Annotated in this window: 9 protein-coding genes; 7 read left to right on the forward strand and 2 right to left on the reverse strand. The window is 72.3% G+C overall.

Annotated features, from left to right (window positions below):
- Window positions 1–164: 164 nt before the first annotated feature.
- The 5 genes from glgX (at window position 165) to IE99_RS0123470 (ending at window position 8592) form a co-directional block, all read left to right on the forward strand.
- Window positions 165–2342 (forward strand): glycogen debranching protein GlgX, encoded by a 2178-nt coding sequence (glgX, locus tag IE99_RS0123450; protein WP_030174866.1) that lies wholly within the window; start codon window positions 165–167, stop codon window positions 2340–2342.
- 44 nt (window positions 2343–2386) lie between these two features.
- Complete coding sequence (gene treY, locus IE99_RS0123455; protein WP_030174868.1) at window positions 2387–4621, forward strand: malto-oligosyltrehalose synthase; 2235 nt, start codon at window positions 2387–2389, stop codon at window positions 4619–4621.
- The gene (gene treZ, locus IE99_RS0123460) at window positions 4618–6429 is read left to right on the forward strand and encodes a malto-oligosyltrehalose trehalohydrolase (protein ID WP_051713095.1); all 1812 of its coding nucleotides are present in this window, start codon (window positions 4618–4620) and stop codon (window positions 6427–6429) included. Before treY ends, treZ begins: the two co-directional genes overlap by 4 nt.
- A gap of 122 nt (window positions 6430–6551) precedes the next feature.
- Window positions 6552–7223 (forward strand): response regulator transcription factor, encoded by a 672-nt coding sequence (locus tag IE99_RS0123465; protein WP_019629095.1) that lies wholly within the window; start codon window positions 6552–6554, stop codon window positions 7221–7223.
- A gap of 91 nt (window positions 7224–7314) precedes the next feature.
- The gene (locus IE99_RS0123470) at window positions 7315–8592 is read left to right on the forward strand and encodes an ATP-binding protein (protein WP_030174872.1); all 1278 of its coding nucleotides are present in this window, start codon (window positions 7315–7317) and stop codon (window positions 8590–8592) included.
- Window positions 8593–8604: 12 nt separating this feature from the next.
- Here the strand turns inward: IE99_RS0123470 and IE99_RS29685 are convergent, their stop codons facing one another.
- Entirely contained in the window at window positions 8605–9165 is a 561-nt protein-coding gene (locus IE99_RS29685) for a GtrA family protein (RefSeq protein ID WP_084219851.1), read from the reverse strand.
- Between the two features lie 245 nt (window positions 9166–9410).
- Here IE99_RS29685 and IE99_RS0123480 point away from each other — a divergent pair, with 245 nt between their 5' ends.
- Entirely contained in the window at window positions 9411–10565 is a 1155-nt protein-coding gene (locus IE99_RS0123480) for a 5-(carboxyamino)imidazole ribonucleotide synthase (RefSeq protein WP_084219853.1), read from the forward strand.
- On the forward strand, window positions 10562–11053 hold the full coding sequence (purE, locus tag IE99_RS0123485) for a 5-(carboxyamino)imidazole ribonucleotide mutase (protein ID WP_030174878.1): 492 nt from the start codon (window positions 10562–10564) through the stop codon (window positions 11051–11053). Before IE99_RS0123480 ends, purE begins: the two co-directional genes overlap by 4 nt.
- Window positions 11054–11057: 4 nt before the next feature.
- Here the strand turns inward: purE and IE99_RS0123490 are convergent, their stop codons facing one another.
- Entirely contained in the window at window positions 11058–12392 is a 1335-nt protein-coding gene (locus IE99_RS0123490; protein WP_030174881.1) for a UDP-glucose dehydrogenase family protein, read from the reverse strand.
- Window positions 12393–12641: the final 249 nt, after the last annotated feature.

Raw genomic sequence — 12641 nt, forward strand, 5'->3', positions numbered from 1 at the left:
CTTCCGTGTGGAGAGAGCGCTCGACCTGCCGTTTTAGGGCGCCCTCAATAAGGTTAGGCTCCCCTAAGGTAGCTCAGGGATGTCCGTTCTGGCCAGTCCCGTCCCGGTCGGTGTGAGGCGGTTCTCAGCGGGAAAGGCTGACGTCGCGAGACGGGAGGCCTGAAGTGGCGCAGGTGTGGCCGGGAGACGCCTATCCGCTGGGAGCGAGGTTCGACGGGGCGGGGACGAATTTCGCGGTGTTCGCGGAGAACGCCGACAAGGTGGAGTTATGCCTGTTCGACGGGCCGACGGGGAAGGCCGAGGAGACCAGGCTCGCGCTTCCCGAGGTGGACGCGTTCGTCTGGCACGGCTACCTGCCCGGGGTGATGCCGGGACGCCGGTACGGGTACCGGGTCCACGGCCCGTACGATCCGGCGCGGGGCCATCGCGCCAATCCGTCGAAGCTGCTCCTCGACCCGTACGCGCAGGCGATCGAGGGACAGGTCGACTGGGACGCGTCCTGCTTCGGCTACGACTTCGGGGACCCGTGGTCGCGCAACGACGCCGACTCGGCGCCGCACACGATGCGGTCGGTGGTGGTCAGCCCCTACTTCGACTGGGGGGACGACCGGCCGCCGCGCACCCCGTACCACGAGACGGTGATCTACGAGGCGCATGTGAAGGGCCTCACCGCCCGGCATCCGGAGATCCCGCCGGGGATGCGCGGGACGTACGCGGCGCTCGGCCACCCGGTGATCACCGATCATCTGCGGTCGCTGGGCGTGACGGCGGTCGAGCTGATGCCCGTCCACCAGTTCGTGCACGACGACGCGCTGACGCGGCGCGGGCTGCGCAACTACTGGGGCTACAACACGATCGGCTTCTTCGCGCCGCACAACGAGTACTCGTCGTCGGGGCACAGCGGCGGCCAGGTCCTGGAGTTCAAGGCGATGGTGCGCTCGCTCCACGAGGCGGGCATCGAGGTCATCCTGGACGTGGTCTACAACCACACCGCCGAGGGCAACCATCTGGGCCCGACGCTGTCGTTCCGGGGTCTGGACAACGCGTCCTACTACCGGCTCGTGGACGATGACCCCCGCTACTACATGGACACCACGGGCACCGGGAACAGCCTGCTGATGCGCAGCCCGCACGTGCTGCAAATGATCATGGATTCGCTGCGGTACTGGGTCACCGAGATGCACGTGGACGGGTTCCGCTTCGACCTCGCCGCCACCCTGGCCCGCGAGCTGCACGAGGTGGACCGGCTGGCGGCGTTCTTCGACCTCGTCCAGCAGGATCCCGTCGTCTCGCAGGTGAAGCTGATCGCCGAACCGTGGGACGTCGGGGAGGGCGGTTACCAGGTCGGCAACTTCCCGCCCCTGTGGACGGAGTGGAACGGCAAGTACCGCGACACCGTCCGCGACTACTGGCGGGGCCAGCCGGGCGCCCTGCCGGACTTCGCGTCCCGCCTCACCGGGTCCAGCGACCTGTACGCCGACGACGGGCGCCGGCCCATCGCGTCCATCAACTTCGCGACGTGCCACGACGGGTTCACCCTCCACGACCTCGTGTCCTACAACGGCAAGCACAACGACGCGAACGGCGAGTCGAACCGGGACGGGAGCGACGACAACCGGTCGTGGAACTGCGGCCATGAGGGCCCGGTGGACGATCTGGAGGTCATCGCGCTGCGGGAGCGGCAGAAGCGCAACTTCCTCACGACGCTGTTCCTGTCGCAGGGCGTCCCGATGCTGTCCCACGGCGACGAGCTGGGGAGGACGCAGCGCGGCAACAACAACGCCTACTGCCAGGACTCCGAACTCGCCTGGGTCGACTGGACGGGGCTCCGGGACGAGACGTTCTTCGACGAGCGCGGCCCGCTGCTGGACTTCGTCCGGCGCCTGTCCGAGCTGCGCACCCGGCACCCCGTCTTCCGCCGCCGCCGCTTCTTCCTCGGCGAGAAGGGGCACCGGCAGCGGCGGTCCGGGTCCGACCAGGCGGAACTCCCCGACCTCGTCTGGTTCACCCCCGGCGGGGAGGAGATGACCGACCGGGACTGGACGGCCGGCTTCAACAAGTCCCTCAACGTGTTCCTCAACGGGGACGCGATCGGCGAGCCCGACCGGCGCGGCCGCCAGATCCGCGACGACTCGTTCCTGCTGCTGTTCAGCGCCCATGAGGGCGATCTGCGGTTCACGCTCCCGCCCGCCGTCTACGGCCAGATGTGGATCAAGGTGCTGGACACCGATGACCCGCTGCTCGCCGAGGAGGAGTTCCCCGTCGTGAAGGCCCGCGAGGACGTCCACGTGACGGCCCGCTCCATCCAGGTGCTCCGCCGTGTGTCGACGTCCAGGCCCTGACGGGCCGTGCTCGCCTGGGAGAGGGCGCCGTGTCTGAGGAGAACATGTCAGGGGAGAGCGTGTTCGACGAGTTCCCGCCGACCGGGACGTACCGGCTGCAGCTGCGCGGCACGCGGGACGGCCACTTCGGGTTCGCGGAGGCCGCCGCCCTCGCGCCCTACCTGGAGTCCCTCGGGGTGTCGCACGTGTACCTGTCGCCCGTCCTCCAGGCGGCGCCCGGGTCCACGCACGGCTACGACGTCCTCGACCACGCGCGGCTCGCGGAGGAGCTCGGCGGCCCGGAGGCGTTCGGCGCGATGGCCGCCCGGTTCCGGCTGCACGGGATGCGGGTGCTGGTCGACGCCGTCCCGAACCACATGGCGATCCCGTCGCCGCCCGAGCTGAGCGCGCCGGTCCAGGCGGTCGTCGAGGACGGGCCGTCCTCGCCGTACGCGCGGTGGTTCGACGTCGACTGGGAGGCGGGCGGGGGGCGGCTCGTCCCGCCGGGGGAGGGTGAGCCGAACTACCGCCGGTTCTTCGACATCTCCGGGCTGATCGGGCTGCGGCAGGAGGACCCGGAGGTCTTCGAGCGCACGCATCGCCTGCTCCTCGACCTGATCGGGGAGCGGCTGGTGGACGGGTTGCGGATCGACCACCCCGACGGCCTCGCCGACCCGCGCGGCTACCTGCGGCGGCTGGCGGACGAGGCGCCGGGCCGCTGGGTGCTCGTGGAGAAGATCACCGAGGGCGCGGAGCGGCTGCCGGCGGACTGGCCGTGCGCCGGCACCACCGGCTACGACTCGCTCGGCATGATCGGCGGGCTGTTCGTCGATCCGGACGGCGAGAAGCCGCTCACCGACCTGTACGTGTCGCTGACCGGCGGCCCGGACGGCTTCGCCGAGGTGGAGCGGGACGCCCGGGTGCACGCCGCCGAACACGGCCTGAAGCCCGAGATGGACCGGCTCGGCCGCGTCCTGCGCCGCATGGGCCGGCCCGAGCTGGACCGGGCGATGCGGGAACTGCTGGTGGCGATGCCCGTCTACCGCGCCTACGTCGTCCCGGGGGAGGACGCGCCGCCGCAGGCCGTCGAGGTCCTGTCCGAAGCCGCCGCCCGCGCCCGTCCGCACCTTCCGCAGGACGAGCACGCGGCGCTGGACGAGGTCGTCCGGCTGGCGCTGGGCCGGGGCGACGACGCCGACCCCGAGTTCGTCGTGCGGTTCCAGCAGACGTCCGCGCCGCTCGCCGCGAAGGGCGTGGAGGACACCGCGTTCTACCGCTGGAACCGGATGGCGGCGCTGAACGAGGTCGGCGGCGATCCCGGCCGGTTCGCGGTGTCCCCGGAGGACTTCCACAGCCACTGCGTCCGGCTCGCGCGCGACTGGCCCTTCACCATGACGACGCTCTCCACGCACGACACCAAACGCCAGGAGGACGTGCGCGCGCGGCTGGCCGTCCTCGCCGAGGTCCCGACCGAATGGGCGCGCGCCCTCGGCCGCTGGCGCGCATGGGACGGCCTGGACGCCTCGCCCATGGAACCCGACCTCGACCACCTCTTCTGGCAGACGCTCGTGGGGGCCTGGCCGCTCACCCCCGACCGCCTGACGGAGTTCCTCACCAAGGCCATGCGCGAGGCCAAGACCCGCACCGGCTGGATCGACCCGGACACCGCGTACGAGGAGGCCGTGCTCGCGCACGCCCGCCGTGTCCTGGCCGAGCCCGGCCTGGTCTCCGACCTCGCCGCGTTCGTCGCCCGGCTGGAGCCGTACGCGCGGGTCAACACGCTCGGCCAGAAGCTCGTGCAGCTCACGATGCCGGGCGTCCCGGACGTCTACCAGGGCTGCGAGCTGACCGGGCGCGCGCTCGTCGACCCCGACAACCGGCGGCCGGTGGGGTACGGGCGGCGGCTCGAGCGGCTGGAGCGGCTCGACGCCGGCGCCTCGCCGGAGGACCTGGACGACGAGAAGCTCCTGGTCACGTCGCGGGCGCTGCGGCTGCGGAGGCGCCATCAGGCGAGATTCGGCGCGTCCGGCCGCCATGAGCCGGTCGCCGCGCACGGCCCGGCGGCCGGGCACGCCGTGGCGTTCATGCGGGGAGGCGCGGCGGTCACGGTCGCCACGCGGCTGCCGGCGGGCCTGGAACGCGAGGGGGGATGGCGGGGGACGGTCCTGGACCTCCCCCGTCCGGGCTGGCGGGACGTGCTGACCGGCACCGTCCACGACGGCCCGCGGCTCGACCTGGGGGCCGTCCTCGCACGGCTGCCCGTTGCCCTGCTCGTGCCGAGTGAGGACGGCGAGGAATGAGCGCGCGTTTCGAGGTGTGGGCGCCGGAGGCCCGACGGGTGGCCGTCGCGATCGGCGCCGACCGGCATCCGATGTCCGCCCTGGGCGGCGGCTGGTGGGGGACCGACGTCCCCGACGCGGAACACGGCACCGACTACGGCTTCCTTCTGGACGACGCCAGGGAGGCGTTGCCCGACCCCCGCTCCCCGTGGCAGCCGCATGGCGTGCATGGGCCGAGCCGCGTCTACGACCACTCCCGCTTCGCCTGGACGGACTCACGCTGGCATGGGCGCCCTCTGCCCGGGAGCGTCCTGTACGAGATGCACGTGGGCACGTTCACCCCCGAGGGCACGTTCGACGCCGCCGCCGAACGGCTCGACCACCTGGTGGACCTCGGGATCGACGCCGTGGAGCTGCTGCCCGTCGCCGCGTTCCCGGGCCGGCACGGCTGGGGCTACGACGGCGTCCACCTGTGGGCGCCGCATGAGCCCTACGGCGGCCCGGACGGGCTGAAGCGGTTCGTGGACGCCGCCCACGCGCGCGGTCTGGCCGTCGTCCTGGACGTCGTCTACAACCATCTCGGGCCGGATGGAAACCGCCTGGGCTCCTACGGCCCGTACTTCACCCGCGCCTACAACACGCCCTGGGGCGACGCGGTGAACTTCGACCACGAAGGATCCGACGAGGTCCGTGCGTTCGTCGTGCGCAACGCGCTGATGTGGCTGCGCGACTACCACGTGGACGGGCTCCGCCTCGACGCCGTCCACGCGATCGCCGACCATGGGGCCGTCCATGTCCTGGAGGAGCTCGCGGAAGCGGTGCAGGGGCTGTCCGCCCACCTGGGGCGGGAGCTGTTCCTCATCGCGGAGTCCGACCTCAACGACCCGCGCCTGGTGACGGCCAGGGAAGCGGGCGGGTACGGGCTGGACGCCCAATGGAGCGACGACTTCCACCACGCTCTGCACGCCGCCCTCACCGGTGAGCGCCAGGGCTACTACTGCGACTTCGGTGCCCTGGAGACGCTGCAGAAGGCCCTCACGAAGGTCTTCGTCCACGACGGCACCATGTCCACCTACCGGGGGCGCCATCACGGACGCCCCGTCGATGTGCGGATCACGCCCGCGCACCGGTTCCTCGGCTTCCTGCAGAACCACGACCAGGTGGGCAACAGGGCGGCGGGCGACCGGATCGGCGCGACGCTGTCACCCGGCCTCCTCAAGGTCGGCGCGGCGCTCCTCCTGCTCGCCCCGTTCACGCCGATGCTGTTCATGGGCGAGGAGTGGGGCGCGTCCACGCCCTGGTGCTACTTCACCGACCACCAGGATCCGCAGCTGGCGCGGGCGGTGAGCGAGGGCCGCCGCCGCGAGTTCTCCCGGCACGGCTGGACGGGCGACGTCCCCGATCCACAGGCCGTGGACACCTTCCGGCGTTCGGTCCTCGACTGGGGTGAAGTGGGCAAACCCCCACATGCCGACCTGCTGGACTGGCACCGGCGGCTGATCGCGCTGCGCCGGGCGTGGCCGGAACTGGCCGATCCCTCACTGCCCCGCACGCGCGTCGCGGTCGGGGACGATGGCACCGCCCGCTGGCTCATGATGTGGCGCGGAAGGATCTGCCTCGCGGCCAACCTCGGCGACCGGGCCGTCCGGCTCCCGGCGACCGGCACCCCGGACGATCCGCCCGCCCACCTGCTGCTCGCGTCGGACCGGGAGATCGCTCTCGAGGACGACGCCGGCGGTGCTCCCGGCACGGTCGCCCTGGCGCTGCCCCCCGCGTCGGCCGCGGTGCTGCTGCACCCGCCCGCCGGTCCCCACGGACGCACGCTTTAGGCCGTATTGCCCATGTAGCGCCCTCTTAAAGTGTGTTCGTAGATGTACTACGAGTGGCAAACCGCAGGTCAAGAGCGCGGCGGACGCCGGGAAACGGTCAAGAATGGCCATACGATCTGCTCATGACCTCAGTACTGCTCGCCGAGGACGACACGTCCATCTCCGAGCCACTCGCCCGCGCGCTGCGGCGCGAGGGGTACACCGTCGAAGTCAGCCCCGACGGCCCGCAGGCGCTGGAGCGGGCGCTTGGCGGCGGCGTGGACCTGATCGTCCTGGATCTCGGCCTGCCCGAGCTGGACGGCCTCGAGGTGGCCCGCCGGGTCCGCGCCGAAGGGCACGGCGTCCCGATACTGATCCTCACCGCCAGGGCCGACGAGGTCGACACCGTCGTCGGCCTCGACGCGGGCGCCGACGACTACGTCACCAAGCCGTTCCGGCTCGCCGAACTGCTCGCCCGGGTGCGGGCCCTGCTCCGCCGGGGCAGCACCGAGACGCCGATCGTCCAGGGGGTCCGCATCGACGCCGAGTCGCGCCGCGCCTGGATGGGCGACCAGGAGCTCCAGCTCACCACCAAGGAGTTCGACCTGCTGCGCGTCCTCGTCCGCGACGCCGGGAAGGTCGTGACCCGCGAACAGATCATGCGAGAGGTGTGGGACACCAACTGGTGGGGGTCCACCAAGACGCTCGACATGCACATTTCCTGGCTGCGCCGCAAACTCGGCGACGACGCCGGCAGTCCCCGCTACATCACCACGGTGCGGGGCGTCGGCTTCCGGTTCGAGCGCGGCGACTAGCTCCGCCCGTCCGGCCGTGCGGTCCCGCCGCGGGCCGTCCCGAGAGGCCCGCGGACGGACCGTACGGTCGCCACCTTCGAAGGAGCCCCTGATGAGGCGCCGACTCCTCCTGTCGACGCTCGCGGTGGCCGTCGTCGCGATCCTGATGCTCGGCATCCCCCTCGCCTATGTCGCCTACAAGCTGACCTACGAGGAGGCCGCGCAGTCGCTGGAGCGCGAGGCGTCCGCCATCGTCAACGGTGTCGGTTACAGCCTCGAGGCGGACCGGCCCATCACCGGCGAGGCCATCGCCAAGGAGTATCCGGGACGGTACATCTCCATCACCCTGCCCGACGGCGCCGCCGTCACCGCCGGCGGCCGTCCCCGCGCCGGCGCGCCGAAACTGACCGCGACCGGCGGCTCCGGGGGCGTCCGGGTCCGCGTGTCGCGGCCCGCCGCCGGGGTCCGCGACGAGGCCGTCCGGCTGATGCTGCTCATCGGCAGCCTCGCGCTGCTCGGCGTCGCCGTCACCGTCGGACTCGCCATGGTGCAGGCCCGCAAGCTCACCCTCCCGCTCATCGACCTCGCCGAGACCGCCGACCGGCTCGGCACCGGCAACGCCCGGCCGCGCCGCCGCCGCTACGGCATCCCCGAGGTCGACCGGGTCGCCGAGGTCCTGGACCACAGCGCCGTCCGGATCGCCGACCTGCTCGCCGCCAGCCGCGAGTTCGCCGCCGACGCCAGCCACCAGCTCCGAACCCCCCTCACCGCGCTGTCGATGCGCCTGGAGGAGATGGTCGAGGCCGCCGACTACCCCGACGTCGTGCGGGAGGAGGGCGCCGCCGCCCTCGCGCAGACCGAGCGGCTCGTCGCCGTCGTCGAGCAGCTGCTCGCCCGCGCCCGCCACGACCGCACCGGCGGCGCCGTCGCGTCCCCCGTCGACGACGTCATCGCCCAGCAGGTCGAGGAGTGGCGCCCCATCTTCCGCAGCACCGGACGGGACGTCCGCGTCACCGGCGAGCGCGGCCTCGTCGGGCTCGCCAACCCCGAGGGCCTGTCCCAGATCGTCGCGACCCTCCTCGACAACTCGCTGATGCACGGCGCCGGCACCGTCACGATCAACACCAAGCTCGGCACGAGCTCGGTGGTCGTCGAGGTCGCCGACGAGGGCGCCGGGATCCCCCGCGATCTGGAGCCGCGGATCTTCGAGCGGAGCGTCAGCGGCGGGAAGGGCACCGGGCTCGGCCTCTACCTCGCCCGCTCGCTCGCGGTCGTGGACGGCGGACGGCTGGAACTGATCCAGGCGCATCCCGCCGTGTTCGGGATCTTCCTGCGGCAGGCCGCCGACGCGCGCCTCGCCACCGAGAACGTGGTGGTCGGCCCCGCGTGACCGGAGCGGCGCTCAGCCGGCCTGGGTGACCTGCGGCCGCTCGCCCGTGCTCCGCGCGGCGTCCTCGCCGGCGGCCTCCTGCGGCCGGCTCACCGGACGGCCCGCCTCGGGCAGCCCGGACGCCGGGTCGACGGGCGGGGCGCTCGTCGGCAGGAACACCCACTTCTTGTACGACCAGAACCGGAACAGCGTCGCGACGCCGGTGCCGACCACCAGCGACGCGTTGAACGCGATCGGGCCGGTCAGCTCCAGCACGTAGTGCGTGAACCCGATGAACAGCTCGGTGATGACCAGGCCGACGCCGTTCAGCGCGAAGAACAGCAGGTACTCGCGGCCGAGGCCGGTGCGGTCGCGGTGCCGGAACGTCCAGAAGCGGTTCGCCACGTACGCGAACGTCGTCGCGATGACGGTCGCGATGCCGTTGGACGTGAGCGGCCCCATCCCGAGGCCGGTGTGCAGGGCGTTGCCGACCCCCACCGTGATCACGAACGCGACGGCGCCGACGCTGCCGAACTTCGCGAGCTCGTGCACGAGATGTGCGAACCGCCGATAGAGGTTGGCTACCAGGCTCACGAACGGGAACCGTCCTTCCGGACATCGGCTGCGGTGCCGCTGCTGGTGCTTCTGGTGCGGCTGTGGAGGTATGACGAGGATAGACGCACCCGGACCCCGCGAAGCCACGTTTCGGGTCCCGGCGTGCGCTCCGTCACGGCGCTGCCCAGACGAAGAGCCTCCACACGGGATACGACGCGGGGACCGGCCGATTCGTTCGCCCCGGCACGGCCGATAGCCTCTTCCGCGTGACTCCTCCAGCTCAGATGCCCACCGTCGGCATGGCCGGCGGCGGCCAGTTGGCCCGTATGACCCAGCAGGCGGCGATCGCGCTCGGCGTGTCGCTGCGGGTCCTCGCCGGGTCCGGCGACGACTCGGCCGCCCGGGTCGTCGCGGACGTCCGCGTCGGCGACGACCGCTCGGCGGCCGATCTGCGCGCGTTCGCGAAGGGCTGCGACGTGGTGACGTGGGACCACGAGCACGTCCCCGGCCCCCACATCCGGGAGCTGGAGGCGGCGGGCATCGCGTGCCGTCCCGGTTCCGCCGCGCTCGCCCATGCCCAGGACAAACTGGTCATGCGCGACCGCCTCAGCGCGCTGGGCGCCCCCTGCCCCGCGTACGGGCGCGTCCCGGCCGATGACCCGTTCCCCTTCCTGGAGGAGTTCGGACGGGAGCACGGCTGGCCGATCGTCCTGAAGGCGATTCGCGGCGGGTACGACGGCAAGGGCGTGTGGATCCTGCGCGACCTCGACCGCCCGGCCGTGGAGCGGCTCCTCGCCGAGGGGGTCGACCTCATGGCTGAGGAGCACGTCACCTTCCGGCGGGAGCTGGCCGCGCTCGTGGCGCGCTCGCCCTACGGGCAGGGCGCCGCCTACCCGGTCGTGGAGACCGTCCAGGAGGACGGCATCTGCGTCGAGGTCCTGTCGCCCGCGCCCGGCCTCTCCGAGGACCTCGCCGCCGAGGCGCAGAGCCTCGCCCTGCGCATCGCCGCGGAACTCGGCGTGGCCGGCCTCCTCGCGGTCGAGCTGTTCGAGACCGCGGACGGCCTCCTCGTCAACGAGCTGGCGATGCGTCCGCACAACTCCGGCCACTGGACGATCGAGGGCGCCCGCACCTCCCAGTTCGAGCAGCACCTGCGCGCGGTCCTCGACCTGCCGCTCGGCTCCACCGAGCCGACCGCGCCCGTCACGGTGATGGCGAACGTGCTCGGCGGAGACGACCCCGACCTGTACCCCCGCTACATCCACGTGATGGCGCACGACCCGGCCGTCAAGGTGCACTTCTACGGCAAGGACGTCCGTCCCGGCCGCAAGATCGGCCATGTCACCGCGCAGGGCGACGACCTCGCCGAGGTCCGCGAGCGGGCCCGGCACGCCGCCGACTACCTGCGCTGGGGCCCGAAGATGGGAGAGAACCGATGAGCCCGCTGGTGGGCGTGGTGATGGGCAGCGACTCGGACTGGCCGGTCATGAAGGCCGCCGCGCAGGCCCTGGACGAGTTCGGCGTCCCCTACGAGGCCGATGTCGTCTCGGCGCACCGCATGCCGCACGACATGATCGCCTACGGCGAGGAGGCCGCCGGCCGCGGCCTGCGCGTCATCATCGCGGGCGCGGGCGGAGCCGCCCACCTTCCGGGCATGCTCGCGTCCGTCACGCCGCTGCCGGTCATCGGCGTGCCCGTGCCGCTGAAGTACCTGGACGGCATGGACTCGCTGCTGTCGATCGTCCAGATGCCCGCGGGCGTCCCGGTCGCGACCGTGGCGGTCGGCGCCGCCCGCAACGCGGGCCTGCTGGCCGTCCGCGTCCTCGCCGCGTCGGACGAGTCCCTCCAGGCGAGGATGCGCGACTTCCAGCGGGACCTGCACGCCCAGGCCAAGGCCAAGGGCGCCCGCCTCCGCGAGGGCCTCTAACCGGTCAGGGACGGCCGAGGGCCCGGTAGTTCCAGCCGGCGGCGCGCCAGCGCTCGGGGTCGAGGGCGTTGCGGCCGTCCAGGATGTTGCGCTCGGCGACGACCTCGCCGAGGGCGGCCGGGTCCATGTCGCGGAACTCGGGCCACTCGGTGAGGAGCAGGACGACGTGCGCGCCGCGCGCCGCGTCCAGCGCGGAGGTGCCGAACGCGAGGCCGGGCTGGGCGGCGCGGGCGTTGTCCATCGCCTTCGGGTCGTAGACCGTGACGGCGCCGCCCTGCGCGCCGATCGACGCGGCGACGTCGAGCGCGGGGGAGTCGCGGACGTCGTCGGAGTCGGGCTTGAACGCGGCGCCGAGGACGCCGACCGTCCGGCCGGTGAAGGAGCCGCCGAGCTGCTCGCGGGCCAGGTCCACCATCCGGATGCGGCGCCGGATGTTGATCTGGTCGACCTCGCGGAGGAACGTCAGCGCCTGGTCGGCGCCGAGCTCGCCGGCGCGGGCCATGAACGCGCGGATGTCCTTCGGGAGGCAGCCGCCGCCGAAGCCGAGACCGGGGCCGAGGAACCGGCCGCCGATGCGGTCGTCGTAGGAGAGCGCCTCGGAGAGTTTCGTCACGTCCGCGTGGGACGCCTCGCAGACCTCGGCCATCGCGTTGATGAACGAGATCTTGGTGGCGAGGAACGCGTTCGCGGACACCTTGACCAGCTCGGACGTGGGGTAGTCCGCGGTGATGAACGGCACACCGGCGGCGATCATCGTGCCGTAGACCTCGCGCAGCACCTTCTCGGCGTGCTCGGCGGCGCCCTGCTCGCCGGGCAGGCCGACGACGATGCGGTCCGGCTGGAGGGTGTCCTGGACGGCGAAGCCCTCGCGCAGGAACTCGGGGTTCCAGGCCAGGAGGGCGTCGCCGCCGGCCGGGGCGAGCCGGGCGAGGGTGCCGGCGAGCCGGGCGGCGGTGCCGACCGGGACCGTCGACTTGCCGACGACGAGGCACGGCCGGGTCAGGTGCGGCGCGAGCGACTCGACGGCCCCGTCCACGAAGGAGAGGTCGGCGGCGTACTCGCCGGCCTTCTGCGGGGTGCCGACGCAGACGAAGTGGACGTCGCCGAACTCGGCGACCTCTTCGTAGGACGTGGTGAAGCGAAGCCTGCCGCTGTCGAGGCCCTTGCGGAGGAGGGCTTCGAGGCCGGGTTCGTAGAACGGGAGGTCGCCGGCGGCGAGCCGGGCCACCTTGGTCGTGTCGACGTCGATGCCGAGGACCTCGTACCCCAGGTCGGCCATGCAGGCCGCGTGGGTGGCGCCGAGGTAACCGGTTCCGATGACCGTCAGCCGGTAGGCCAAGGCCGACTCCTCTCCGGGGGTTCGCTGTCGCGGTTCACAGGGGAACGTGCCCAGTGCGGCGCTCATGCTTGCACGGGCCGACGCAGTGTAGTGGCGGATCCCGGTGGATCGTGCGGACAGCATGGGCTACTGGCCGGTAGCATTCGGGGCATGACTGACTTTCCCGCGTATGCGCCGTCGGAGGAGCACGAGTTGCTGCGTGCCACGGTGCGTGAGCTCGCCGATGTGAAGATCGCCCCGTTCGCGGGG

Source organism: Spirillospora albida, assembly GCF_000718255.1.
Taxonomy (GTDB): Bacteria; Actinomycetota; Actinomycetes; order Streptosporangiales; family Streptosporangiaceae; genus Spirillospora; species Spirillospora albida.

Excerpts from the sequence above, each read along its gene's own strand:
- treY (WP_030174868.1), top strand. The coding sequence starts at position 2,387 with ATGTCAGGGGAGAGCGTGTTCGACGAGTTCCCGCCGACCGGGACGTAC.
- treZ (WP_051713095.1), top strand. The coding sequence starts at position 4,618 with ATGAGCGCGCGTTTCGAGGTGTGGGCGCCGGAGGCCCGACGGGTGGCC.
- IE99_RS0123465 (WP_019629095.1), top strand. The coding sequence starts at position 6,552 with ATGACCTCAGTACTGCTCGCCGAGGACGACACGTCCATCTCCGAGCCA.
- IE99_RS0123470 (WP_030174872.1), top strand. The coding sequence starts at position 7,315 with ATGAGGCGCCGACTCCTCCTGTCGACGCTCGCGGTGGCCGTCGTCGCG.
- IE99_RS0123480 (WP_084219853.1), top strand. The coding sequence starts at position 9,411 with ATGCCCACCGTCGGCATGGCCGGCGGCGGCCAGTTGGCCCGTATGACC.
- purE (WP_030174878.1), top strand. The coding sequence starts at position 10,562 with ATGAGCCCGCTGGTGGGCGTGGTGATGGGCAGCGACTCGGACTGGCCG.